The organism is Streptomyces sp. NPDC051582, assembly GCF_040681715.1.
Classification (GTDB): domain Bacteria; phylum Actinomycetota; class Actinomycetes; order Streptomycetales; family Streptomycetaceae; genus Streptomyces.
This window is the reverse complement of record NZ_JBFAZJ010000007.1, coordinates 203,316-227,609: the sequence shown is the minus strand read 5'-3', so window position 1 is coordinate 227,609 and position 24,294 is coordinate 203,316. Positions and strand designations below refer to the sequence as shown.

General features: G+C 72.9%; 21 protein-coding genes and 1 pseudogene. 9 read left to right on the top strand and 13 right to left on the bottom strand.

Features of this window, described 5'->3' with window-relative positions; translation table 11 throughout:
* Positions 1-122: 122 nt before the first annotated feature.
* The 3 genes and pseudogenes from AB0M92_RS12685 to AB0M92_RS12675 form a co-directional block, all read right to left on the bottom strand.
* Positions 123-653: pseudogene (locus AB0M92_RS12685) on the bottom strand (lysophospholipid acyltransferase family protein); the annotation flags it as partial.
* Complete coding sequence (locus AB0M92_RS12680) at positions 650-1,504, bottom strand: GNAT family N-acyltransferase (protein WP_366102122.1); 855 nt, start codon at positions 1,502-1,504, stop codon at positions 650-652. The pseudogene AB0M92_RS12685 and the gene AB0M92_RS12680, both read right to left, overlap by 4 nt.
* 275 nt (positions 1,505-1,779) lie before the next feature.
* Positions 1,780-3,036 carry an extracellular solute-binding protein gene (locus tag AB0M92_RS12675; RefSeq protein WP_366102169.1) on the bottom strand — a complete coding sequence of 419 codons (1,257 nt, stop codon included), beginning with the start codon at positions 3,034-3,036 and terminating at the stop codon, positions 1,780-1,782.
* A 172-nt stretch (positions 3,037-3,208) separates the two neighbouring features.
* On the opposite strand from AB0M92_RS12675, the gene AB0M92_RS12670 reads away from it, so the two are divergent.
* Positions 3,209-3,424, top strand: a complete 216-nt coding sequence (locus AB0M92_RS12670) for a dodecin (RefSeq protein WP_048478866.1) — start codon at positions 3,209-3,211, stop codon at positions 3,422-3,424.
* Positions 3,425-3,448: 24 nt separating this feature from the next.
* Here the strand turns inward: AB0M92_RS12670 and AB0M92_RS12665 are convergent, their stop codons facing one another.
* The gene (locus AB0M92_RS12665; protein WP_366102121.1) at positions 3,449-3,943 is read right to left on the bottom strand and encodes a hypothetical protein; all 495 of its coding nucleotides are present in this window, start codon (positions 3,941-3,943) and stop codon (positions 3,449-3,451) included.
* Between the two features lie 55 nt (positions 3,944-3,998).
* Between AB0M92_RS12665 and AB0M92_RS12660 the strand changes: the two genes are divergently transcribed.
* Together AB0M92_RS12660 and AB0M92_RS12655 are read left to right on the top strand one after the other, a co-directional pair.
* Positions 3,999-5,024 carry an LLM class flavin-dependent oxidoreductase gene (locus tag AB0M92_RS12660; RefSeq protein WP_366102120.1) on the top strand — a complete coding sequence of 342 codons (1,026 nt, stop codon included), beginning with the start codon at positions 3,999-4,001 and terminating at the stop codon, positions 5,022-5,024.
* A gap of 10 nt (positions 5,025-5,034) precedes the next feature.
* The gene (locus AB0M92_RS12655; protein ID WP_366102119.1) at positions 5,035-7,437 is read left to right on the top strand and encodes an excinuclease ABC subunit UvrA; all 2,403 of its coding nucleotides are present in this window, start codon (positions 5,035-5,037) and stop codon (positions 7,435-7,437) included.
* A 121-nt stretch (positions 7,438-7,558) separates the two neighbouring features.
* Here the strand turns inward: AB0M92_RS12655 and AB0M92_RS12650 are convergent, their stop codons facing one another.
* From AB0M92_RS12650 to AB0M92_RS12630, 5 genes are all read right to left on the bottom strand, one after another.
* The gene (locus tag AB0M92_RS12650; protein ID WP_366102118.1) at positions 7,559-8,224 is read right to left on the bottom strand and encodes a hypothetical protein; all 666 of its coding nucleotides are present in this window, start codon (positions 8,222-8,224) and stop codon (positions 7,559-7,561) included.
* A 118-nt stretch (positions 8,225-8,342) separates the two neighbouring features.
* Positions 8,343-10,067 carry a Stealth CR1 domain-containing protein gene (locus AB0M92_RS12645; RefSeq protein ID WP_366102117.1) on the bottom strand — a complete coding sequence of 575 codons (1,725 nt, stop codon included), beginning with the start codon at positions 10,065-10,067 and terminating at the stop codon, positions 8,343-8,345.
* Positions 10,068-10,271: 204 nt separating this feature from the next.
* A complete protein-coding gene (locus AB0M92_RS12640) occupies positions 10,272-11,021 on the bottom strand; it encodes a succinate dehydrogenase/fumarate reductase iron-sulfur subunit (RefSeq protein WP_366102116.1) in 750 nt (249 codons plus the stop codon).
* Positions 11,018-12,970: a fumarate reductase/succinate dehydrogenase flavoprotein subunit gene (locus tag AB0M92_RS12635; protein ID WP_366102168.1), complete on the bottom strand. Its 1,953-nt coding sequence runs from the start codon at positions 12,968-12,970 to the stop codon at positions 11,018-11,020. Before AB0M92_RS12635 ends, AB0M92_RS12640 begins: the two co-directional genes overlap by 4 nt.
* Positions 12,971-13,061: 91 nt before the next feature.
* Positions 13,062-13,766, bottom strand: coding sequence for a succinate dehydrogenase cytochrome b subunit (locus AB0M92_RS12630; RefSeq protein WP_366102115.1), 705 nt, complete (start codon positions 13,764-13,766; stop codon positions 13,062-13,064).
* Positions 13,767-13,860: 94 nt separating this feature from the next.
* Here AB0M92_RS12630 and AB0M92_RS12625 point away from each other — a divergent pair, with 94 nt between their 5' ends.
* A complete protein-coding gene (locus tag AB0M92_RS12625; RefSeq protein WP_366102114.1) occupies positions 13,861-14,739 on the top strand; it encodes a LysR substrate-binding domain-containing protein in 879 nt (292 codons plus the stop codon).
* Positions 14,740-14,858: 119 nt separating this feature from the next.
* Here the strand turns inward: AB0M92_RS12625 and AB0M92_RS12620 are convergent, their stop codons facing one another.
* On the bottom strand, positions 14,859-15,503 hold the full coding sequence (locus tag AB0M92_RS12620; RefSeq protein WP_366102112.1) for a TetR family transcriptional regulator: 645 nt from the start codon (positions 15,501-15,503) through the stop codon (positions 14,859-14,861).
* Positions 15,504-15,623: 120 nt separating this feature from the next.
* Between AB0M92_RS12620 and AB0M92_RS12615 the strand changes: the two genes are divergently transcribed.
* Positions 15,624-16,694 carry an FAD-dependent monooxygenase gene (locus AB0M92_RS12615; RefSeq protein ID WP_366102111.1) on the top strand — a complete coding sequence of 357 codons (1,071 nt, stop codon included), beginning with the start codon at positions 15,624-15,626 and terminating at the stop codon, positions 16,692-16,694.
* Between the two features lie 32 nt (positions 16,695-16,726).
* Here the strand turns inward: AB0M92_RS12615 and AB0M92_RS12610 are convergent, their stop codons facing one another.
* Entirely contained in the window at positions 16,727-18,895 is a 2,169-nt protein-coding gene (locus AB0M92_RS12610; RefSeq protein ID WP_366102167.1) for an EAL domain-containing protein, read from the bottom strand.
* A 107-nt stretch (positions 18,896-19,002) separates the two neighbouring features.
* Positions 19,003-19,833, bottom strand: a complete 831-nt coding sequence (locus tag AB0M92_RS12605; RefSeq protein WP_366102110.1) for an SAM-dependent methyltransferase — start codon at positions 19,831-19,833, stop codon at positions 19,003-19,005.
* A gap of 314 nt (positions 19,834-20,147) precedes the next feature.
* On the opposite strand from AB0M92_RS12605, the gene AB0M92_RS12600 reads away from it, so the two are divergent.
* From AB0M92_RS12600 to AB0M92_RS12590, 3 genes are all read left to right on the top strand, one after another.
* Positions 20,148-20,834, top strand: a complete 687-nt coding sequence (locus AB0M92_RS12600) for a hypothetical protein (RefSeq protein ID WP_366102109.1) — start codon at positions 20,148-20,150, stop codon at positions 20,832-20,834.
* A gap of 43 nt (positions 20,835-20,877) precedes the next feature.
* Positions 20,878-21,648, top strand: coding sequence for a hypothetical protein (locus AB0M92_RS12595; protein ID WP_366102108.1), 771 nt, complete (start codon positions 20,878-20,880; stop codon positions 21,646-21,648).
* A gap of 216 nt (positions 21,649-21,864) precedes the next feature.
* The gene (locus tag AB0M92_RS12590; protein WP_366102107.1) at positions 21,865-22,434 is read left to right on the top strand and encodes a hypothetical protein; all 570 of its coding nucleotides are present in this window, start codon (positions 21,865-21,867) and stop codon (positions 22,432-22,434) included.
* Between the two features lie 194 nt (positions 22,435-22,628).
* On the opposite strand, the gene AB0M92_RS12585 is transcribed toward AB0M92_RS12590, so the two are convergent.
* Complete coding sequence (locus AB0M92_RS12585; RefSeq protein WP_366102106.1) at positions 22,629-23,222, bottom strand: hypothetical protein; 594 nt, start codon at positions 23,220-23,222, stop codon at positions 22,629-22,631.
* 355 nt (positions 23,223-23,577) lie between these two features.
* Between AB0M92_RS12585 and AB0M92_RS12580 the strand changes: the two genes are divergently transcribed.
* Positions 23,578-24,276 carry a class F sortase gene (locus tag AB0M92_RS12580; protein ID WP_366102105.1) on the top strand — a complete coding sequence of 233 codons (699 nt, stop codon included), beginning with the start codon at positions 23,578-23,580 and terminating at the stop codon, positions 24,274-24,276.
* Positions 24,277-24,294 lie beyond the last annotated feature (18 nt).

Below are 24,294 nucleotides of genomic sequence, written 5' to 3'. Positions count from 1 at the left end.
AGCGGATCGTCCCCGACGAAGGCGGGGGCCCCGGCGGGACTCCCGTCGGGCAGCAGGTAGGCGATCCGCACGGGCTGTACGGGCACCCGCGCGTCCAGGGCGGACTGGAAGGCGGCCCGCCGGAAGGTCCCCCGGGCGCGCCCGCACCAGGTACTGCCCTCGGGGAAGACGGCGACGCGGTCGCCGGCCAGCAGGGCCCGGGTCATGGTCTCGACGGTGGCGGGGAGGGCGCGGATCCGGTCCCGTTCGATGAACAGGGTCCCGTTCTGCCGGGAGAGGGGGCCGAGCACCGGCCAGTCGCCGATGTCGCTCTTGGCCAGCATCCGGCAGGGCACGGCGGCGGCGACGAGCGGGATGTCCAGCCAGGAGACGTGGTTGGCGACGATCAGGCGGCCGCCGCCCGGGCCGGGGCTCCCGTGCACGGTGAGCCGTATGCCGAAGGCCCGGACCAGGGCGGTGGCCCAGGCCCGCACCAGCGACCGGCGGGGGCGGGCGGGGAGCAGTCGTACGGGCTGGAAGCCCAGGATCCCGAGCAGGATCAGCGCGACGGCGGCGGTGAGCCGCAGCACCGCGCGGGCGAGGCTCGCCCGCTCCCCCTCGTGGCCGGCGCAGGCCTCGGGGGTGCAGGGCGAGGTGGGCAGCCAGACGCTCATGCGGCCGGGACGAGCGAAAGGAAGTGCTTGAGGTAGCGGGGGTTGGTGCGCCGCAGGGAGAGCAGGACGTACAGGTCGGCGCAGCCGAACTCGGCGTCGAGGGCGGGTTCGCCGCAGACCCAGGCGCCCAGGCGCAGGTAGCCGCGCAGCAGCGGGGGCAGCTCGACGCGCGGCGGGAAGGTGATGCCCTCGGGGTTCCAGGGGAGGTGCGGGGTGACCCGGTACTCCTCGGGGGCGAGGTTGCGGGTGAGGACGTGTCCGCGGGTGGCGGCTGCCAGGACCCCGCCGTCGCCGAGCGGTATCGAGCAGCAGCCGGCGAGCCAGTTGTGGCCGCAGCGGTCCATGTAGCGGGCGAGGCCGGCCCAGATCAGCGCGATGACGGCGCCGTTGCGGTGGTCGGGGTGGACGCAGGAGCGGCCGACCTCGACGAGGTCCGGGCGGATCGGGGCGAGGGCGGAGAGGTCGAACTCACCCTCGGAGTAGAGGCGGCCGGCGACGGCGGCGCGCTCCGGGGGCAGCAGCCGGTAGGTGCCGACCACCTGCCCGGCCTCCTCCTCGACGACGAGGAGGTGATCGCAGTACGCGTCGAAGGCGTCGGAGTCGAGACCCGGCTCGGGTCCGTCGAGACGGGCACCGAGTTCCCCGGCGAAGACCAGGTGGCGCAGGCGCTGGGCGGCGCGTACCTCGTCCTCGTCGCGGGCGAGGCGGACGGTGTAGTGGGGGGTGGCGGGGAGGGACCCGACGGCAGTGGCGGGTGCGGCCGCGGGGACGGCAGCGGTGGTGAGGAGGGGGGTGACGGGCGAGGTCACAGTGGGGGGAAGGGTGGACGGGGACAGGGGGGCGATGGTCATGGCGGCTCCTGATCCGGGCACGGGAGCCAGGCCGGCAGGTGGTGCGGCCTGGCTCCTTTACTTCTTCCGTGACCGGCTGGATTCGACATGACCGCTCAGCGGCCCTTGGATGTGCGAACGCTGAACTCGGCGGGCGCGGCGGCGCTCGGCATCTGCTCGACGGGGGCTCGACACCCGCTCGACGCCTGCCCGAAGGACGCCGGGAGGGCGCTCGGAGGCGGCTCGGAGGGAGCTCCGAGGGAGCTCGGAGGGGGCTCGGAGGGGGCTCGGAGGGCTCAGCGGTCGGAGTTGAGTACCTTGCCGATCGCGCCAGAGGCCTCCTCGGCGGCCCGGCGCGGGTCCTCTCCCGAGAGTACGGCGGTCATGTAGGGCTTGATCGGGTTCTTGCCCTCGACCTCGGCCCAGCGGGCGGACTTCGGGGTGGCGCGGCCCTGGGCGGCTCCGGGTGCCATGCTCGCGGCGCCCTCGTTGCCGTCGACCACGTGCGCGAGGGAGGCCTTGTTCGGTACGTAGCTCATCGTGCGGGCGAGCTCGGTCTGCCAGGTCTCGCTGACCAGCGCGGTGATCACGTCGACGGCCTGACGGCGGTGCTTCGTCCGTTCGGGGATGATCAGGTCGGAGCCGCCGGTGAAGACGGCTCCGGGCTTGTCGGACGTCTTGCCGGGGATCGGGAAGAAGCCCAGCTTGCCCTTGAGGGCCGGGTTGGCGGCCTCGATGGCGGCGGCCTGCCCGGGCGGGGCGATGATCTGCGCGACCTCGCCGCCCGCGAAGACCTCGGACTGCGGGGGCGTCTCCTCGTCGGCGTTCTTGGGACCGTCGCCGAGGGCCTGGAGCTGCTTGTAGAACTCCATGCCGGCCAGGGCCTTGTCTTCGCCGAGGGTGCCGACCCATTCGCTGCCCGTCTCGACGGCCAGCTCGCCGCCCTCGTCCCAGATGAACCCGGAGAGGACGTACCAGTTCTGACCGGGCAGGTAGATGCCCTGCCGGCCGCCCTTGTCCAGCTTCTGGGTGGCCTGGATCCATTCCTGCCGGTTCTTGGGCGGGGTCTTGATGCCCGCGTTCGCGAACAGGTCCTTGTTGTAGATCACCACGCGGTTGGCGGCGTACCAGGGGATGCCGTACTGGGCCCCGTCGATGCTGCCCGGGTCGGCGAGCCCCTTGAGCCAGTCCCTGCCGCCCCATTCGCGCAGGCCCTCAAGGGTGAGTTCGGACAGGCCGCCGGTCTCGATGTACTGGGCGACCTGGGTGTTGCCGACCTCGATGACGTCGGCGCTCTCGGCGCCCTTGCCCGCGAGCACCGCGTTGACCTTCTCGCCGATGCCCGTCCACTCCTGGATCCTGACGTCGAGGTCGACGCCGGGGTGCTCCTTCTCGAACGAGGAGGTGAACTTCGCGATGAAGTCCTCCGAGGCGCTGCCCTTCATCAGCCAGAGCGTCACCTTCTGCGCTCCCCCGTCCGAGCCCGCCAGCTGACTGCAGCCGGTGAGGGCGGTCGCGGCCGCGAGGGCCGTGCACACGGCGAGGAAGCGCATCTTCACGAAGGTCACCTTCTGGAGTCCGGTCTCGGAGATGGCTTGAAATTGGCATAGACCAATGGGCGGGTCAAGACCCTTTCACTCGGGACTGTTCACACAAAGTTCGCGCATACGGACTTACTGGGGCACCGTGGAACGAGGCAAAAGCCCCCCACCGTCGGGAGAACCCATGTCCAACCACACCTACCGGGTGACCGAGATCGTCGGCACCTCCCCCGAGGGAATCGATCAGGCCATCCGCAACGGCATCACCCGGGCCGGCGAGACGCTGCGCAACCTGGACTGGTTCGAGGTCACGCAGGTGCGCGGGCACATCGAGAACGGCACGGTGGCGCACTACCAGGTGGGGCTCAAGGTCGGGTTCCGCCTCGACGGCGAGGACTGAGCCGGGTCGGACGCGCCCCGCGGATCAGGTGCGGCCCTCACCCTCCTGGGCGGACTTGAGCTCCGGCGCGTCCGCAGCCCAGTTCGCCAGGACCACCGTGAAGCCCGCGGCGCGCGCCGCCTGGCAGACGAGCTCGTCGTCGTCCACGAGCATCCGCACCTGGCGCCCCCGCGCGATCCGCCGCAGCACCTCCAGCTTGGTGGTCCGGGCCGGCCTGCGGTCCTGGTTCCCGCGCATCCACACCCGGCCCTCGGGCAGCCCGTGCCGCGTCAGCCACTCCTGCGTGTCGGCGCGGCACCGCTCCGGGCGCCCGGTCAGGTACACCACCTCGCAGTCGGCCGCCTGCTCCACCGCCAGCGCCACCCCGCGCGCCAGCGGCGGGTCGGCCGGGGCCGCGCCGAAGAAGCCGTCCCAGTCCCGGGGCCGGCCCTCCAGGAAGTGCTGGCGGTGGTCGGTGTCGGCCAGGGTGTTGTCGATGTCGAAGACGGCCAGCGGCCGGCGGTCGTTGCTGTCACTCATGCGGGTCAGCGTAGGCAGGGAATCCTTTCGGCGCCCGTGCGTTACAGGCTGTGTGATGCGCAAAATCTCCATCCTCGACCGGTCCCGGACCCGCGAGGGGCACCCGGCCCCGCAGGCCCTGCGCGACACCGTGGAGCTCGCCCGCGCGGCGGAACGGCTCGGCTACCACCGCTTCTGGGTGTCCGAGCACCACGGCGTTCCCGGAGTCGCGGGCTCCGCGCCCGCCGTACTGGCCGCGGCGGTCGCCGCGGCCACCGAGCGGATCCGCGTCGGGACGGGCGGGGTCATGCTGCCCAACCACCAACCGCTGGTGGTCGCGGAGCAGTTCGGGGTTCTGGAATCGCTGTTCCCCGGCCGGATCGACATGGGCCTCGGCCGCTCGGTCGGCTTCACCGGCGGCATCCGGCGGGCGCTGGGCCGCGACACGGAGGACGCCGACCGCTTCGAGGAGCAGCTGACTGAGCTGCTGGGCTGGCTGGACGGCACCCAGCAGGCACATCCCGAGGTGCACGCCCGCCCCGCGGAGGGGCTGCGGATTCCGGCGTACGTCCTGGCCACCGGCGAGGGCGCCGGGATCGCGGCCCGGGCCGGGCTGCCGCTGGTGGTGGGCGACCTGCGCTCCCGCGGCCGGGTCGAGGAGGTCGTCGAGCGCTACCGCGCGCAGTTCCGCCCCTCGGCCGGCGGCTCGCAGCCGTACGTGGTGGTCTCCGGGACGGTGGCCGTGGCGCGGACCCCGGAGGCGGCCCGCCGGATCCTGGTCCCCGAGGCCTGGTCCCTCGCGTACTCCCGCACCCGGGGCAGCTTCCCGCCCTTGCGCCCGGCGGAAGAGGTGGAGGCCCTCGCCATGACGCCGAAGGAGCGGGAGCTGTACGAGCGCGGGCTCGACGGGCACGTCCACGGCACCGAGGAGCAGGTCGCGGCGCAGCTCGCCGAGGTGGCGGAGCTGACGGGCGCGGACGAGCTGCTGGTGACCACCTCCACGTACGACCGCACGGCGCTGCTGGACTCCTTCGCGCGGCTGGCCCGGGTGGCGGGGCTGACCGGGCCCCGACCGGGGGCGACCGCGGGAAGCGGCCCGTAAACTGGGGCGAATGCACCACTCCACCGCGTCCGAGGCCCGGCCCGACTCCTTCGTACGGGTCAGGGGCGCCCGGGAGCACAATCTGCGCGGCGTCGACGTGGACGTCCCGCGCGACGCCCTGACCGTGTTCACCGGCGTCTCCGGCTCCGGTAAGAGCTCCCTGGCCTTCGGCACGCTCTACGCCGAGGCCCAGCGCCGGTACTTCGAGTCGGTGGCCCCGTACGCCCGCCGCCTGATCCACCAGATCGGCGCCCCGAAGGTGGACTCCGTCACCGGGCTGCCGCCCGCGGTCTCGCTGGAGCAGCGGCGCTCCTCCCCCGGCTCGCGGTCCTCGGTCGGCACGGTCACCCTGCTGTCCAACTCCCTGCGGATGCTGTACTCGCGCGCCGGCACCCATCCGCCGGGCACCGAGCGGCTCGACTCCGACGCCTTCTCCCCCAACACCGCGGCCGGGGCCTGCCCTTCCTGCCAGGGGCTCGGCAGCATCCACCGCACCAGTGAGGAACTGCTGGTGCCGGATCCTGGGCTGTCGATCCGTCAGGGGGCCATCGCCGCCTGGCCGGGGGCCTGGCAGGGCAAGAACCTCCGGGACATCCTGGAGGCGCTCGGCCACGACGTGGACGCGCCGTGGCGGGAGCTGGCGGCGAAGGACCGCGAGTGGATCCTGTTCACCGAGGAGCAGCCGGTGGTCACCGTGCATCCGGTGCGGGACGCGGACCGGATCCAACGGCCCTACCAGGGCACGTACACGAGCGCCCACCGCCATGTCATGCGGACCTTCTCGGACAGCAAGAGCGCCACGCTGCGGGCCCGCGCGGAGCGGTTCCTGACCCGTTCCCCGTGTCCGGTGTGCGAAGGCCGGCGGCTGCGGCCGGAGGCACTGGCCGTGACGTTCGCGGGCCGTACGATCGCGGAGCTGGCGGCACTGCCCCTGACCGCCCTGGACGCCGTACTGGCCTCGGCGTCCCTGGACGGGGAGGCGGCCCGGGTGCTGGCCGAGGACCTGCGGGCCCGGATCGGGCCGGTCGTGGAGCTCGGCCTCGGCTACCTGAGCCTGGACCGCACCGCGCCGACCCTGTCGGCGGGCGAGCTGCAGCGGCTGAGGCTGGCGACGCAGCTGCGGTCCGGGCTGTTCGGGGTGGTGTACGTACTGGACGAGCCGTCGGCCGGGCTGCACCCGGCCGACACCGAGGCGCTCCTCGGCGTACTGGACCGGCTCAAGGCGGCGGGGAACACGGTGTTCGTGGTCGAGCACCACCTGGACGTGGTGCGGCACGCGGACTGGCTGGTGGACGTGGGTCCGCTGGCCGGGGAACACGGCGGGCGGGTCCTGTACAGCGGTCCGCCGCGGGGGCTGGCGGACGTACCGGAGTCGGCGACGGCGCGGCACCTGTTCGGGCCGGGCGGGGCGGAGCCGGGGCCGCGGCGGCGCCCGGTGCGGGCGGCGAGGGGGGCGGTGCGGCTCACCGGGGTCGAGCGGCACAACCTGCGGGGCGTGGACGCCGAGTTCCCGCTCGGGGTGTTCACCGCCGTCACCGGCGTGTCGGGGTCGGGCAAGTCCACGCTGGTGGGCCAGGTGCTCGCCCGGGAGGTCGGGGAGCGGATCGCGGATCCGCAGTTCCCGGTGCGGCGGCTGGTGGAGGTGGACCAGAAGCCGATCGGCCGGACACCGCGCTCCAACCTGGCGACGTACACGGGGCTGTTCGACGTGGTGCGCAGGCTCTTCACGGCGGCTCCGCAGGCACGGGCGCGCGGCTGGAAGGCGGGCCGGTTCTCCTTCAACGTGCCGGGCGGCCGGTGCGAGACCTGCCAGGGCGAGGGGTTCGTCTCGGTGGAGCTGCTGTTCCTGCCGAGCACGTACGCCCCGTGCCCGGAGTGTGCCGGGGCCCGGTACAACACCGAGACCCTGGAGGTGCGGTACGAGGGGCTGAACATCGCCGAGGTGCTGGGCCTGACGGTGGAGTCCGCGGCGGCCTTCTTCGCTCCGGTCCCGGCGGCGGCGCGCAGCCTGCGGGCGCTGGAGGAGATCGGGCTGGGCTATCTGCGGCTGGGGCAGCCGGCCACGGAGCTGTCGGGCGGCGAGGCCCAGCGGATCAAGCTGGCGGCGGAGCTCCAGCGCCAGCGCCGCGACCACACGCTGTACGTGCTGGACGAGCCGACGACCGGGCTGCACCCGGCGGACGTGCGGGTGCTGCTGCGGCAGTTGCACGGGCTGGTGGACGCCGGGCACTCGGTGGTGGTCGTGGAGCACGACATGGAGGTGGTGGCGGGCGCGGACTGGGTCGTCGACCTGGGCCCCGGCGGCGGCACGGACGGCGGCCGGATCGTCGCGGCGGGCACCCCGGCGCAGGTGGCGGCCGCGGGCGGGGGCCGGACGGCGGGCTACCTCGCGCGGGCGCTGGGCGCGGTGTAGCGGTGTGGCGGTGCAGTGGTGTGGCGGTGCAGTGGTGTGGCGGTTTCGCGGTGCCGCGGTGTCGGGTGTCGCGGTGCACGCCGTGGCGTGCGGATCGTGGCGGGGCCCGGGCCCCGGGCTTCTACGCGTCGCCGGGGAGCAGGTGCTGCGCCAGTTCACGGAAGCTCCACCGGCCCTGGCGGCGGGTGAACTCCCAGACCAGGTCGTAGCGGTCGGGCCAGCTCGCGGGGACGCCGAGGACCTGGTGGGCGCCGAGCGCGTGGATCAGGCGGGGGACGCCGGTGTGCTCCCAGCAGACGAGCACGGGCATCCGGGCGGCCAGCACGGCCCGCCCCAAGGCCTCTTCGGCGCCGAGGCCGAACTCGGAGCGCAGGGGGGTGTGCAGGGCGGTGGTCAGCGGCTCGACGGTCTGTCGGCAGCGGGCGGGGGGCCGGCCTCCGGCGCCGGCCGGGCCTGCGGCCGCGAAGACGACGGCGGGGCGCGGCAGAGTCGAACCACCGGCGGGCGGGAAGAGGCGGTGGAGTTCCTCGGCCCGGCGGCGGCCGCGCCCGGCGAGGGATCCGGGGTCCTCGTTGCCGTCCTCGTCCTCGCCCAGGTCCCCGGCGTACGGCTTCTCGGCGTGCCGGATCACCATGACCAGGGCGTCCTTCGGCGCGGCTTGCGGGCCGTGGGCGGCGTTCCCGGACGGGTCCTCCGAGGAGCAGCCGGCCAGCGCGAGCGGGGCGAGGGCGGCGGCCGCCAGGAGGGTGCGGCGGCGCGGTCCGGACCCGGCGGGGGCTTCTGGCATGGGGCCCACTGTCCCCCACCGGCCGGACGGCTGCGCGGCGCGGCGCGTCGTACGGCCGCCATGAGCGCCCGGTCGGCCGATCGGATCAGCCGATCGGCCGAGGCGCCTCGTGCGGCGCTCACTTCTCGTAGGGAGAGGGCACCGGAAAATAGGCCTCCAGGAAGGCGGCGACCGCGCGCTGCTGCTCCTGGGGCGACAGACCGGTTCCGGTGTCGTCGTCGGCGAGGCAGAACGCATCGGACAGGCGTTCGGCCGCCAGGCCCGGCAGCCGGTCGATCTCCTCGCTCCGGCCGGTGCTGACGTACGCGTGGTGCAGTTCGCCCTCCACCGCCCGGCCGTCGGCGAGGGCCAGGTGGGAGGCGAGGGTGACGGGGGCGAGGTCGTCGGCGCTGCGGAAGACCGAGCGGCTGATGCCCGCCAGCCGGCCGGGCAGCCGCTCCTCGACGTGGGCGAAGAGGGAGCGGCTGAGCGGGTACGGGGTGTGGGCCAGGATGTGCGGATAGGTACGGCCGACGGCCTGTTCCACCGCGTGACGGGTGGCCTTCTGGGAGGCGGTGAAGACGTCGTCACCGGAGTCGGCACCGGGGGCGCCGGGGGCCACGGCCCGCTGGTCGTGGAAGACCTTGGGCAGTCCCGAGGAGAGGAAGTAGTTCTGGGGGCGCTGCGGGCGGCCGAGGAAGATGTCGTCGTTGAAGTAGAGGAAGTGCTCGGCGAGGCCGGGGACGCGGTGCAGCCCGCTCTCGATGGCGTGGGAATTGAAGACGGGCGGGTGGGCGGGGTCGGCGAACAGGTCCCGGTGGTCGACCACGGTGATGCGGGGATGGTCGGTGGCCAGCCAGGGCGGGGTCTGGTCGTCGGTGACGAGGAAGACGTGGCGGATCCACGGCGCGTGGGCGGCGATGGAGCGCAGGCAGTACCGGAGTTCCCCGCGGTCGCGGTAGCGGTTCTCGGCGTGGTCGACGGGGACGCCCCCGGCGGCTTCCGCCCCCGCCGCGGCGCGGTCCCGGCGGCGGCGCCATGCGGGGTCGGCGGCGTCGACCCAGGTGATCACTGCGTCGACGGGGAAGTCGATGTCGTCGGGGAAGCGGCCCGCGAAGGCGTCGACGACGGGGTGGTCGCGATCGCCGACGCGGGTGGTGGACGTGGCGTCGAGCGTGGGCACCCACCAGCCGTACGGGGTCTCGCGCAGTCCGGCGATCGCACCGATGCCCGACTCGGGGGCCTCCCAGAACTCCAGGTCACAGCCGGTCTCGGGACCGTAGGCCAGCGTCCGGCCGGAGGTGACGACCGGCTGGAAGAGCCGGAGACCCTTGATCTTCGGGTGGGGGGCGCCGGCGGGCGGGCCCTCGTGGGCGGCGACCGCTTCGGGAAGTGACTCGGCGAGGACCTCGGAGGGCTCCGCGGCTTCGCTGCCGTCGCCGAGGAGCCGGGCGTACACGGGGAGCCCGGCGAAGGCCGCGCCGCAGGCCTTCAGGGCGGCCGCGCGGTCGCCCGGGCCGACGGCCACGCGGTGCCGCAGCTCCCCGTCGGGGACCAGCCCGTACGGGACGGCGGCCGCGTCCAGCGCGTCGGCGACCGCGCTCAGGTTGGCGTCCCGGGCCCCGGCGGGCAGCAGGTCGTCGCGGACCCGGGAGAGCCGGCCGCGGTGGCGGACCAGGCCCGGCACGTTCTCCAGGAGCTCGTCCTCACGGGCCCGGCCGGGCGGGGGCGCCGCCGGGCGGCCGTTCCCGGTGCGCTCCCGCTGGGCCGCGTCCGGCTGTCTGGGCACGCCGCCGGGCCGGCGCAGCGTCCGTACGATCCGGCGCAGGCCGACGGGAAGGGGAAGGCGGGACAGGCCCTGCATATGCGACCTCACGAGACGGCGCCGGTGTGCGGCACCCGAGGATGCGGGCGGCACCCGGCGTGCGGGGGTGCGGTGCCGTCCGGCAGGCAGGGGCGGATGCCTCGTTCACGTCCACCTTTCCCTTCGTTCATTTTTCACGCAAGGGCCAGGAGTCCGTTATCCCCGTCTCACAGGCACTTCTCAGCTTCGTCCCACAGGCACCTGTCAGCTTCCGCCGTGCTTGCGGACCGCCCGCAGCCATTCGCGGTTCATGGCGGCGATGGAGGGCAGCGGGATGCCCTTGGGGCAGGCCGTGGCGCATTCGCCGGTGAGGGTGCAGCCGCCGAACCCCTCGCCGTCCATGGCGGCCACCATGTCGAGCACCCGGGTCTCCCGCTCCGGCGAGCCCTGCGGCAGCACGCCCAGGTGGTTGACCTTGGCGGAGGTGAAGAGCATCGCGGAGCCGTTGGGGCAGGCCGCCACGCAGGCCCCGCAGCCGATGCACTCGGCGTGCTCGAAGGCGGAGTCGGCGTCGGCCTTGGGCACGGCGGTGGCGTGCGCCTCGGGGGCGGAACCGGTGGGGGCCGTGACGTAGCCGCCGGCCTGGATGATCCGGTCGAAGGCGCCGCGGTCCACGACGAGGTCCTTGACCACCGGGAAGGCGGCCGCCCGCCAGGGCTCGACGTCGATGGTGTCGCCGTCGGCGAAGGACCGCATGTGCAGCTGGCAGGTGGTGGTGCGCTCGGGGCCGTGGGCGTCGCCGTTGATCACGAGGCTGCACGCACCGCAGATCCCCTCGCGGCAGTCGTGGTCGAAGGCGACCGGGTCCTCGCCGCGCAGGATGAGGTCCTCGTTGAGGGTGTCGAGCATCTCCAGGAACGACATGTCGCGGGAGATGCCGTCGACCTCGTACGTGACCATGGCGCCGGGGGCGTCGGGGTTCTGCTGGCGCCAGACGCGCAGGTTGAGCCTCATGCGTAGCTCCGCTGGGTGGGGTGGACGTACTCGAAGACGAGGTCTTCCTTGTGCAGGACGGGGGCCGCGCCGGTGCCCTGGTACTCCCAGGCGGCGGCGTAGCCGAACTCCTCGTCGCGGCGGGCGGCCTCGCCGTCCGGGGTCTGGGACTCCTCGCGGAAGTGGCCGCCGCAGGACTCGGCGCGGTGGAGGGCGTCGAGGCACATCAGCTCGGCGAGCTCCAGGTAGTCGACGATGCGGTTGGCCTTCTCCAGCGACTGGTTGAACTCCTCGCCGCGGCCCGGCACCTTGATGCGCCGCCAGAACTCCTCGCGGATCTCCGGGATCCGGGCGAGGGCCTTGCGCAGGCCCTCCTCGGTGCGGGACATCCCGCAGTACTCCCACATGAGCTCGCCGATCTCGCGGTGGAAGGAGTCCGGGGTGCGGTCGCCGTCGACGGCGAGGAGCTTGGCGAGGCAGTCGCGGACCTCCCGTACGGCGGCCGCGGCCTCGGGGTGGCCGTCGCCGACGGCGGTCCGGTGCGGATGGCGGGCCAGGTAGTCGTTGATGGTGGAGGGGAGCACGAAGTAGCCGTCGCCGAGGCCCTGCATCAGGGCGGAGGCGCCGAGGCGGTTGGCGCCGTGGTCGGAGAAGTTGGCCTCGCCGATCGCGAAGAGGCCGGGGACGGTGGTCTGGAGGTCGTAGTCGACCCACAGGCCGCCCATCGTGTAGTGCACGGCGGGGTAGATGCGCATGGGGACCTCGTACGGGTTCTCCGCGGTGATCCTCTCGTACATCTCGAAGAGGTTGCCGTACTTCTCGGCGACCTCGTCCCGGCCCGTGCGGCGGATGGCGTCGGCGAAGTCGAGGTAGACCCCCTGGCCTCCGGGGCCGACGCCGCGGCCCTCGTCGCAGACGTTCTTGGCCGCGCGGGAGGCGATGTCCCGGGGCACGAGGTTGCCGAAGGAGGGGTAGATCCGCTCCAGGTAGTAGTCGCGCTCGTCTTCGGGGATCTCGGCGGCGGGGCGGGTGTCGCCCTGGGCCCTGGGGACCCAGATGCGGCCGTCGTTGCGCAGGGACTCGCTCATCAGGGTCAGCTTGGACTGGTGCTCGCCGGTGCGCGGGATGCAGGTGGGGTGGATCTGGGTGAAGCAGGGGTTCGCGAAGTACGCGCCGCGCCGGTGCGCCCGCCAGATGGCGGTCGCGTTGGAGTTCATGGCGTTGGTGGAGAGGTAGAAGACGTTGCCGTAGCCGCCGGAGGCGAGGACGACGGCGTCGGCGTAGTGGGTGGAGATCCTCCCGGTGACGAGGTCGCGGGCGACGATGCCGCGGGCCGCTCCGTCGACGGTGATCAGGTCGAGCATCTCGGTGCGGGCGTGCATCTCCACGTTGCCTGCGGCGATCTGCCGGGACAGCGCCTGGTAGGCGCCGAGGAGGAGTTGCTGGCCCGTCTGGCCGCGGGCGTAGAAGGTGCGGGAGACCTGGACGCCGCCGAAGGAGCGGGTGTCGAGGAGGCCGCCGTACTCGCGGGCGAAGGGGACGCCTTGGGCCACGCACTGGTCGATGATCTCGACGGATATCTGGGCGAGGCGGTGGACGTTGGACTCGCGGGCGCGGAAGTCGCCGCCCTTGACGGTGTCGTAGAAGAGGCGGTGCACGGAGTCGCCGTCGTTGCGGTAGTTCTTGGCGGCGTTGATGCCGCCCTGCGCCGCGATGGAGTGGGCCCGGCGCGGGGAGTCGGAGAAGCAGAACTGGACGACGTGGTAGCCCTGTTCGGCGAGGGTGGCGCCCGCCGCCCCGCCCGCCAGGCCGGTGCCGACGACGATGACGGTGTGCTTGCGGCGGTTGGCCGGGTTGACGAGCTTGGCCTCGAAGCGGCGGCGGTCCCAGCGTTCGGCGATGGGGCCTTCGGGGGCCTTGGTGTCGGCGATCGGCTCGCCGGTGCCGTAGTGGGTGTAGTCGGTGGGGATGTGATCGGTGTGGGCGTGGTCCGCGTGGGCGTGGTCCGCGTGGGCGTGGTCCGCGTGGGCGTTGTCCGCGTGGGCGTTGTCGGTGCTCATGTCAGCTCACCACTCCGGTCATGACGGCGACGGGGACGGAGACGAAGCCCGCGAAGAGGACGAGGGCGAGGGTGTTGGCGAGGAACTTCAGCGTCCGGTCGCGGCGTGCGTTGCCCGCGCCGAGGGTCTGGGCGGCGCTCCAGAAGCCGTGCCGGACGTGCAGGCCGACGGCGGCCATCGCCACGATGTAGATCGCGTTCCCGTACCAGGTGGAGAAGGTGGCCAGCACGTTCTCGTAGGGGTGGCCGGCCCACGCGCGCTCGTTCACGGTGAGGGTGGTGAGGTCGAGCAGGTGCCAGACGATGAACAGGGCCAAGATGATGCCGCCCCAGCGCATGGTGCGCGTGGCGTAGCTCGCGCGGCGGCGCTTGTGGGCGTACTTGACCGGGCGGGCCTTGATGTCGCGGCGGCTGAGCTGGTAAGCGGACACGGCGTGGCCGACGACCGCGGCGAGGAGCACCACGCGCACGATCCACAGGGCCCACTCGTGGTGGAGGAAGGGGGATCCGAGGGTGCGCAGCCAGTGGGCGTATCCGTTGAACTCGGCGGGCCCGAAGAAGATCTTGAGGTTGCCGAGCATGTGGACGACCAGGTAGCCGAGCATGATCAGCCCGGACACCGCCATCACGCACTTCTTGCCGACGGTGGAGTCCCAGAGCGTGCGCGTGGTGGACGGCCGTCGGCCCGTCCGCGTTGCCAGAGCCATGCCACCGACGTTAAGGACCAAAGTCCCGAGAGGTCCAAGACATGATGACGCTGAACTCGATAGTGGCTGCCTATGTACCGCGTATCCTGGGGCGATGCAGTTCCAGCAGCTCCTGTACTTCGTCGCCGTCGCCGAGACCCGTCACTTCACCCGGGCCGCGGAGCGGGTGCACGTCGCCCAGCCGTCGCTCTCGCAGCAGATCAAGGCGCTCGAACGGGAGCTGGGGGCGGAACTGTTCAGCCGGGCGCGGGGGAACATCACGCTGACGGACGCGGGCGAGGCGCTGCTGCCGCTGGCCCGGCGGATCCTGGCGGACGCCGACACGGCGCGGCTGGAGGTGCAGGAGCTGGCGCAGCTGCGGCGGGGGCGGGTCCGGCTGGGGGCGACCCCGAGCGTGTGCACGGGGCTGCTTCCGGGCGTGCTGCGCGCCTTCCACACCGCGCACCCGGGCATCGAGCTGCTGATCGAGGAGAGCGGCTCGCTGGACCTCGTACGGGAACTGGCGCGCGGGGCGCTGGACCTGGCGCTCATCGCGCTGCCGCTGCCGCCCTCGGCTCCGGCGCTGACCACGGTGGAGCTGCTGACGGAGGACCTGGTCGTGGTCTCTTCGGCGGAGCTGCCGCCGCCGGCGGGCGGCGGGCCGCTGACGGTGTCCGCGCTGCGCGACGAGCCGATGGTGATGTTCCGGCACGGATACGACCTGCGGGACCTGACGGTGGCCGCCTGCCGCGCGGAGGGCTTCGAGCCGGTGTTCACGGTGGAGGGCGGGGAGATGGACGCGGTGCTGGGCTTCGTGCGCGCGGGGCTCGGCGTGGCGGTGGTCCCGGCGATGGTCGTCGACCACGGCGGCCCGGGGCTGCGCGCCACCGCGCTGGCGGGCTCTCCGCTGCGCCGCACCATCGCCCTGGCACACCGCACGGACGTCGCGCCCCCGCGCGCGGCCCGCGAGCTGAGGCGCATCCTGCTGGGCTGAGGCCGCCGCTCCCCCTGTCGGGCACCGCACGGCGGGGCGGCACGGGCGCGGGGGGCGGGGGCGGGGGGCGGGCAGCGCGGGCGGGGGTTCGGGGGGCTCGGCGGGAGCCCGCCCGCCCGTCAGCCCCCGGCTGCGGGGAGGGCCTCGTCCAGCCCGTCGGCCAGCATCGCGAAGGCCTGGTCGGCATCGGCCGCGGCGGCCGGATGCGCCTCGTCGGCGCTCTGGCCGGCGGCCATGCGGCGATAGTTCTCCCGGCCCAGCTCGTGGCGGACCGCCACCAGGTGCGTCGCGGCCAGCCGCGCGGCGAGCGGCCGGACCGACTCCGCTTCGAGCACGGCGGCCAGCAACTCCACCTCGCGGTCGGTGTAGTGCGACATCCGGCCCTCCAGACTGGCGGTGGAGTAGAGGAGCCGCTGGAAGGCGATCACGCCGGGGTGGTCGCAGAGCCCGGTGATCGGATCCCGGTCGGCGAGGGCCGCCAGGAAATGCGCGTGCAGCGCGGCCACCGGCTTCCGGCCGGCGGGCCGCTCGCGCACGATGCGCGCCGCCTCGTCCTGGTGGTCGGCGAACCGGTCGAGCACCAGGTCCTCCTTGCTCGGGAAGTACCGGAACAGGGTGGGCTTGGAGACCTCGGCCGCGGCGGCGACATCGGCCACCGACACCGCATCGAAGCCCCGTTCCAGGAAGAGCTCAAGCGCCGTGGCCGCCAGCTGGCGACGCGTACGGAGCTTCTTGTTCTCGCGCAGACCCGTCGTCTTCTCCATACCGCGAGGATAGCACAGGAACATGACCGGGTTAATTTCTTGACCGGGTTGCTTTTTCTGGTGGGAGCCGCTTTCCTTGAGACGTCGACGAGACCGCAGATCGACCCGAGAGGACATCCGATGACTGACGTACTGATCGTGGGCTCCGGCCCCACCGGCCTGACCCTGGCCTGCGAGCTCGCCCTGCGCGGAGCCGCCGTCCGCGTCGTCGACCAGCGCACCGGGCCCCACCGCGAGTCCCGGGGCAAGGGCCTGCGGCCGAGCAGTGTGGAGATCTTCGAGAAGCTCGGCGTGGCCGAGTCCCTGACCGCCATCGGCCACGACGAGGTGGTCCTGCGCAAGTACTTCGACGGAGCCCACGTCAAAGACACCGCCGTCGGCGGCAACGGTCTGCTGCTGGGGCAGTGGCAGATCGAGGAGGCGCTGCGCGAGCGGCTGGCCGGTCTGGGTGTGACGGTCGAGTACGGGTCCCGGCTCGCCGCAATGGACCAGGACGCGGCCGGGGTCCGCGCGGAGATGGCGGACGGCACCGTGATCGCGGCCCGCTATCTCGCCGGGTGCGACGGCGGGCACAGCGCCACCCGCAAGCTGCTCGGCATCCCCTTCGAAGGGAACTCGGCGCAGGAGCCCGCGATGGTCATCGGGGACGTCCGCGCCCCCGGGCTCAGCAGGGACTTCTGGCACCAGTGGTTCAGCTCGGACGGCAGCGGGATCATGCTCTGCCCGATGCCGGGGACGGACACCTTCCAGCTGCAGGCCTCACCCGAGCAGGACGGGCACGGCGAGCCGGTACCGCCCTCGCTGGAGACGTTCCAGCGACTGTTCGACCGGCACGCCCGGATACCGGGGATCCGGCTCACGGATCCCACCTGGCTCTCCACCTGGCGGGTCAGCGTCCGCGTGGTCACCCGGATGCGCGAGGGCCGGGTCTTCCTCGCCGGGGACGCCGCGCACGTGCACCCCATCGCCGGCGGGCTGGGCATGAACACCGGTATCGCGGACGCCGCCGCCCTGGGCCGGACCCTGGCCGCCGCCCTCACCGGGCCGGGCGGTGAAGAGGTGCTCGACGTGTACGAGGCGGAACGCCTTCCGGTGGCCGTCGAGGTCGTGGCCGATACGGCGCGGCGGTACGACCGGGTCGTGGCGGCCGTCCGTACCCCGGGCGTGGGGACGGAGGCGGGCCTGGACTGAGCGCGCCCGGCCGGGCCGGTGTCGGGCGGGTGTCAGGAGGGTGTGGGCACGGCGTCCGAGAGCGAGAGGGTGTGGATGCGGTCGGGGGCGCCGGGGCGGGCGTAGTACCAGCCCTGTGCTGTGTCGCAGCCGAGGTCGCGGAGCTGGGCGGCCTGGGCGCCGGTCTCCACGCCCTCGACCGTGACCGCGAGTTCGAGGCTGTGGGCCAGGGCGACGATGCCTTCCACGATCTTGACGTCGACCGGGTTGGCGGGCTGCTGCTGCATCCCCTTGGTGAAGGAGCGGTCCAGCTTCAGGACGCTGACCGGGAGGCGGCGCAGGTTGGCCAGGTTCGAGTACCCCGTGCCGAAGTCGTCGAGCGCGATGTCCACGCCGAGGGCCGCGAGCCGGCGCAGCGGCTCCAGGAGTTCGTCGTCGGCGCCGATCAGGGCCGATTCGGTGACCTCCAGGCACAGGGCGCCCGGGGCGAGGCCCGAGTTCTCCAGCACCGCGACGGTGTCGGCGACCAGGCCGGGGTGGTGCAGCTGGGTCGGCGAGAGGTTGACGTTGATCCGCAGGGCGGACCCGCCGTGCTGGCGCTGCCAGTTGCGGGCCTGGCGGACGGCCTCCTCCAGGACCCAGCGGCCGAGCGGCACGATCAGCCCGGTCCGTTCGGCGAGCGGGATGAAGCGGTCCGGGCCGAGTACCCCGTACTGCGGGTGCGACCAGCGGACGAGGGCCTCGGCGCCGTGCACGCTGCCGTCGTGGAGGTGGACCAGCGGCTGGTACTCGATGAAGAACTCGCCGCGTTCCAGAGCCGCCGGCAGGGCGTTGGTGAGGCCGTGCCGGGTGATGGCCCGGGCGTCGGCCTCGGCATCGGCGAACTCGAAGCGGTTGCCGCCGGCCGCCTTGGCCCGGTACATGGTGATGTCGGCGCTGCGCAGCACCTCCGCCGGGGTGCGTTCGCGGGCCGGGCCCTCCACGATGCCGATGCTGCCGCGGACCGACAGCTCCCGGCCCTCGATGCGGATCGGCACCGACAGGGCGGACAGGATCCGGACCGCGAGTTCGGTCACCTTCTCCTCGGTGTCGGAGCCGGTGGTCAGGGCCACGAACTCGTCGCCGCCGAGGCGTGCGACGACCTCGCCGGGGCCGGTCGCACAGCTCTGCAGGCGGTCGGCGACCTCCACCAGGAGCCGGTCGCCCGCCGAGTGGCCGAGGCTGTCGTTGACCGCCTTGAACCCGTCCAGGTCCAGGTAGCACAGGCCGAAGCGGCTTCCGCCGGCCCCGCTCAGGGCCTTCTCCAGGCGTTCGAAGAACAGCGTCCGGTTCGGCAGCCCGGTCAGGGCGTCGTGGGTGGCCTCGTAGCGCAGGCGCAGGTTCAGCAGCCGGCGCTCGGTGGTGTCCTCCATCAGCGCCAGCTGGTACTGGGGCACGCCCTCGGCGTCGCGCAGCAGCGACACCGTCAGGTTCGTCCACAGCACGGTCCCGTCGTGGCGGTAGTACGGCTTCTCCACCCGGTAGCTCTCGCGCTCGCCGCGTACGAGTTCGCCGTACATCCGCCATACGTGCGGGGCGTCGTCGGGGTGGCCCCACTCGCTGACGTTGCGCCCCTGCATGTGCCCGCCCATGCCGCCGAACATCTGCAGCAGCGCGTCGTTGACCTCGATGATGTTGCCTTCGAGGTCGGCGATGCCGATGCCGACGGCAGCGCCCTCGAAGACCGCCTTGAAGCGCTCCTCGCTCGCGTGCAGTGCCTGCTGGGCGTCGATGCGGGCGGTCAGCGCGGAGCGGGCGATGGCCTCCTGCTCCTTGAGGGTGCGCTCGCGCAGGGCGCGGGCGAACCCGGCCGCGATCCCGTGCTGGAGCCGGGCGCAGCGGGAGCGGTACTCCTCGGTGCCTTCCACTCCGACCCCGTCGGGGCCGCAGTAGAGCACGAGGTACGACTCGACCACGCCGAGCGTGCCGGCGAGCGCCTCCGGGTCGGTGCAGTGCACGGCGACGAGTTCGGCCCCGACCCGCTGGGCCACGCCCGCGTCGAAGGGCCGGGCGTGCAGGGCCTCGGCGAGGGTCCGGGCGAGCGGGATGAGGTGCTGTTCGAACTCGACGCGGGTCAGCGAGGTCGCGGTAACGGGGAAGATCGCCCGCCCCCAGATGGTCGCGAAGCGTCCGATCCGGTCCTCCAGCCCGGTCCGCAGTGCGGCGGGGCCCGCCGCCGACAGGCCCGCCGGTGTCGGCGGGCCTGTCGGCGGAGCGGCGGGCTCCGCTGCCTGAGCGGGCCCGTTGTTCTTCGGGGTCGGTGTGCCGGAGGGCACCGCGGCCGTGGATCTCACGCCTTGCGTCCCACTCCGCCGAAGCCCGAGAACGCGTACGGGTCCTCGGACTCCGTGCCGTCCTCAGGGTCCTCGATGCCCTCGGGCTTCCACAGCGGCATGAACACGACGCCGGGTTCGACGAGCTCGAACCCGTCGAAGAAGCGGCCGATCTGCTCGCCGCTGCGCATGACGAGCGGGTTGCGGATGTCCCGGTAGACGCCGACGGTGCCGCTCGCGACCTCCTGGGAGAGCGGGATCCCCTCGTACGAGGCGTGCGTGAGCACGAGGAGGCTGCCCGGGGCCAGCGCGTCGCGCAGCTCGGCGACGGCGGCGTACGGGTCGTCCGCTTCCTCCAGGAAGTGCAGGACGGCGACGAGCAGCAGGGCGACCGGGCGTTCGAGGTCGAGGAGCTGCGCGACCTCGGGGGCGGCGAGGATCTCCTGCGGCTTGCGCAGGTCGGCGGCGACGATGCCGGTGTGCTCGTCCCCGGCGAGGACGGCCCGGCTGTGCGCGACGGCCACCGGGTCGTGGTCCACGTAGACCACGCGGGCCTCGGGGCTGGCGGCCCGGGCGATCTCGTGGACGTTGCCGAAGGTCGGGATGCCGGAGCCGATGTCGAGGAACTGGGTGACGCCCTGGGCCGCGGCGTAGCGGACGGCTCGGCGCATGAACGCCCGGTTGGCCTGCATGATCTTGGGCAGGCCCGGCAGGAACTCCATGGCGCGGCGGGCGGCCTGGCGGTCGACCTCGAAGTTGTGGGAGCCGCCCAGGTAGTAGTCGTAGATGCGGGACACGCTCGGCACCGATATGTCGATACCTGGCGGGGCCCAGGCGGGGCGCTCCATCGGGGTCTCCAAGCCGTAGTCCTGCGCGGTCGTCCGGGATCGGACGCCTGTCCGAGCCGAATGTACTGATCATTTCCCAACGGAGCGAGCAAAAGCGGAAATTGGTGGTCCGTTCTTCATCACACACCAAAGGCCTCCACGAGCCCTCCCGCGGCGAATGACCGAAACCGACAAGTCGCTTTTGGTAATGCGCAGGTCGATGATCGGAATTCGTCATTCCGTGGCTTAAACCTCTACGGTCTGCGCGCCACCCGTTCAGGCGAACCACGGCCGAGCACCGCGTGCGCGGGCGCACGTGAGCCCATGCTCCCCGGGTGAACAGAGCCTGTACCAGACGTCTGCTGGTGGTCCCGGTCCTGCTGTGGGCGGCGCTGTCCGCCACGCCGGCCGTGGCTGATAGCAGCGCCTACGCGACGATCGACGCCGGGGACGGCGCGAGCGCCCTCGGGCTGGTCGCGACCGCCGGAAGCGGCGCGGCCGCGAGCATCCGAGGTGGCGGACATCACGGCGACGGGCCGCCCGACGGCCGGGGCAACGGCCACGAGAACGGCAACGGCCCCGGGCACGGGCACGGCCACGGACACGGCGGACACCACTGCCCTCCGCCGCCTCCCCCACCGTGCCCGCCGAAGCCGACCCCCACTCCGACTCCGACGCCGACCCCGTCCCCGACGCCGCCACCCCCGCCACCTCCTCCGCCGCCGCCCGCCCCCAAGCCCACGCCGCCGCCCCCGCCACCTGCGCGGGCGAAGCCGCAGCCGAAGCCGCCGGCGGCCCCGCCGAAGCCCGTGGCGCCGCCCCCGCTCCAGGCGAAGGCACCCGCCCCCGTGGTGACGCCGCCGCCCCCGCCCCCGCCCCCGCCGTCGAAGAAGCCGGTGGCCAGGCCCTCGTACCACACGGCGGCCGTGAAGCGGCCCGAGCACCACATCTCACCGGTGACCTTCACCTTGATGACCGCGGCTCCCGCGGTGCTCGCGATCGTCGCGCTGCGCCCGCGCTAGACCCGCCCCGCACACCAGACTTCGTGACCGATTGGGAGTCATCTTGTCGGAATGGCTCGTCCTGGCCCTCGCGATGGCGGCGGCCTGCGCCGTGGTGCTGTCCATCGCCTTCTTCAACCAACGGCGGATCGGCGACGACGACGATCCCAGCGAGACCCCCGATGTCATCGAGTACATGACGATGATGATCGGCGTGATCTACGCGATCGTGCTGGGCCTGGCCATCGCCGGCGTCTGGGAGGGCCGCGGGGCCGCCCAGGAGTACGTGCGCCAGGAGGCGCAGGCCCTGCACGAGATCAGCGTCCGCTCCGAGGTCTACCCGGCCGACGTGCGCAAGAAGATCCGGTCCGACGTCGACGCTTACGTGACGTACGTCGTGGACACCGAGTGGAAGGAGATGGCCGACCACGGCGATCTCACCGACCGCAGCGGCGAGCTGCTGGAACGTATCCGCCGCGACGTCACGGACTACGAACCGCAGACCGACCACGAGGGGCAGGCCTACCAGCCGCTGGTGGACCAGGTCGCGATCGTGGACGACGCGCGCAGCGCCCGCGGCCAGAGCGCCGGGGCGACGATGCCGGGGGTGGTGTGGTTCGGGCTGATCGCCGGGGCGCTGGTCACGGTGGGCCTGGTCTTCACCCTGCAGATCCGCCGCTCGTTCCGGGAATTGCTGCTGGCGGGCCTGTTCAGTGCGCTGATCGCCTTCCTGCTGTTCCTGATCTGGGACTTCGACGCACCGTTCGGACGCGGTATCGCGGCGACCGCCGAGCCCTTCCTCGCGCAGTTCCCGCATCTGCCGCTCGGCGACTGAGGCGCGGGCCGGGGGCCCGGAACCGGGCAAGCCGCCGCGCCCCGCAAACCGGGGACGGGCCTCCCGTCCCCGGTTCGGCCTACGCCAGTGCCCCATTCGCCCGTTCCTGATCGCGGGTCACCGCGCCCGGACCTAGCGTGTCGGACATCGAGGCGCACGACCCCCCACGTGCGGAAACCGTTCCGCGGCTGCTCCTCGGAGATCCGGAGATCAACCATGGGTGCGATACGCAGCAACGCCACAGCCCTGCTGAGCGCCGGCGCCACGTGCGCCGTACTCGCGCTCGGCGCCCTCGGCGCGCCCTCCGCGACCGCGGCCGAGGCCCAGCCCATCACCTCGTTCGGCTTCGCCATCACCCCGTCGACGGTCGCCCCGGGCGGCCAGACGGTGCTCTCCGTCACCGGCTGCAACGCCGCCTACGCCACCGTCTCCTCCGGGGTCTTCGACACCGTGAGCATCGCCCGCGGGCAGACCTCCCGGGTGACCGTGGACCGCGACGCCCGGCGCGGAGCCGTGTACTCCGTCTCCTTCACCTGCAACGGGGAGACCGGTTCGGCGGACCTCACCATCACCGGCGGCACCACCAAGCCCACCACCAGCTCCACCTCCACGTCGACCGCCGCCGCGGCCTCCCGGGGTGCCTCCCTCGGCGTACGCGGCGGTCTGGGCGGCAGCGTGGCCGGGATGGATCCGCGGGAGCTCGGTGCGGGCGCCGCGCTCTTCCTCGCGGCTGCCGGTGGTACGGCGTACGTCCTGCGCCGCCGCGCCGCCACCCGCGGCCACTGACCGGCCGCGCCGATCACGTACCGCACCGCACGCCGCACGCTCACGCCTCGCCCCTCGCCCCTCCCACCTCACACCCCAGAGCACCGACCGCCGGTCGCCCCGAGTCCTGACGAGGAATCGGGGCGACCGGCGGTTCCCGGGCCACTGCGGGCTGTGAAGGGCTCGGCCAGGATTCGGCCGGGCAGGCCCGGCCGTCAGGCCCGCCCGCGCAGCGGACGACGGCGGCGCATCACGTGGGCGCCCGCGCCCAGGGCCGCGGCGCCTACGAGGCTGGACCCGATGGCGGTCTCGGCGGTGGACGGGCCGAACGAGCCGCCGATACCGCCCTGTGCTCCGTTGCCCCGCAGGATCGTGAACCGGTGCGTGGCGACCAGGCTGTTGTCGTGGCACTTGACGGACAGCGTGTGGTTGCCCGGCGAGGCGTGGTTGAAGATCCGGACGGTGGCGAATCCGATGGAGCCGGCCGACAGGTTCGTCTGGGGAAAGTTGCCGGCGGACCAGACCGTGCCGCCGTGACGGCAGCCGGCCGCGCTGACCTGCATCGTCGAGCCCTGGTGCACGGAGTACGGGTTGACGGTGACATTGCTCGGCCCGTTGCCGTTGTTGCCGCCGTTGCCGTTGTTGCCGCCTTGGCCGTTGTTGCCCCCGTTGCCGCCTTGGCCCGAAGGGGAGCCGCCGAACGGGGCCCCGCCCAATGGGTCCGACGGGTTCGCGGCGGCGAACGGGGTACTGAGCCCGACGGCGACGACAGCCGCCGCGGCCACGGTGAGGGCGCGGAGAACACGCATGGTGGAACCTCCAGCGGGAAGCGCCCCGGAGCGGTCGCCCGGGAAGATCGACGAGAACGCCTCCCACATCGAACCCTCGGGGCGGCTCGCAACCAGCGCATTTCCGGCTTTGGGCCGCAAGGTTGAGCGACACGCCGAGGTGCGCGCGGCTCAGCTGACGGATCCGCAGGTCACGACCCGTCAGGCATTTATGTGACGAATACCTGGATGGGCGCACCCCTTCCGGCCGTGCCGCCACCCGTTCGCCCTTCAGCGATCGCCGTCTTGCGCACGCAGCCTTAGCGTGCGTGAGGAAGGGCGTACAGGGGTGGGACAAGAACGCGGGTCGGGACCCCCGCGTCGGGAAGGGAGAGCCATGACCGAGGACGAGAGCGAGCAGCCACCGAGAAGACGATCCCCCTGGGGCGTGCTCGCACTGGTCATGCTCAGCGGCCTCGCCATGATGCGCAACGGAGCGGACATCGGCGACGGACCGCCGCAGCCGACCGCGGCCGCGGCGGTCGGGATGCCGGCGCGGCAGCTGCCGTCGAGTCCGCCGGCGCAGGGTGAGCAGCCGATGCAGCAGCAGGGCGAGGCGCGGCCGGAGGTGGCACCGCTGGGGCACTCGTCGGTCCAGCGCATCCGCATCCCGAACATCAAGGTGGACGCGCCGGTGATGACCGTCGGGCTGGACGCACAGGGCTGGATCGAGGCCCCGCCCCCGCAGGACCCGAATCTGGCCGGCTGGTACCTGAACGGCATCGCGCCGGGCCAGCGCGGCTCGGCGGTGATCGTGGGCCACGTCGACAACGAACGCGGACCGGCGGTCTTCTACGGCCTGGGATCGCTTCAGAAGGGCAACCACATCGAGGTGGAGCGGTACGACGGCACCACGGCCGTGTTCGAGGTGTACGGCGTGGAGGTCTTCTCGAAGGAGACGTTCCCCGGATCCCGGGTGTACGGGGACAACGGGTACGCGGAGCTGCGGGTGATCACCTGCGGCGGCGGCTACTCGAAGGCCAAGGGCTACGACGGCAACGTCGTCGTCTTCGCCCGGATGGTGCAGTCGCGCTGAGCGGCGGCGGACCGCCGC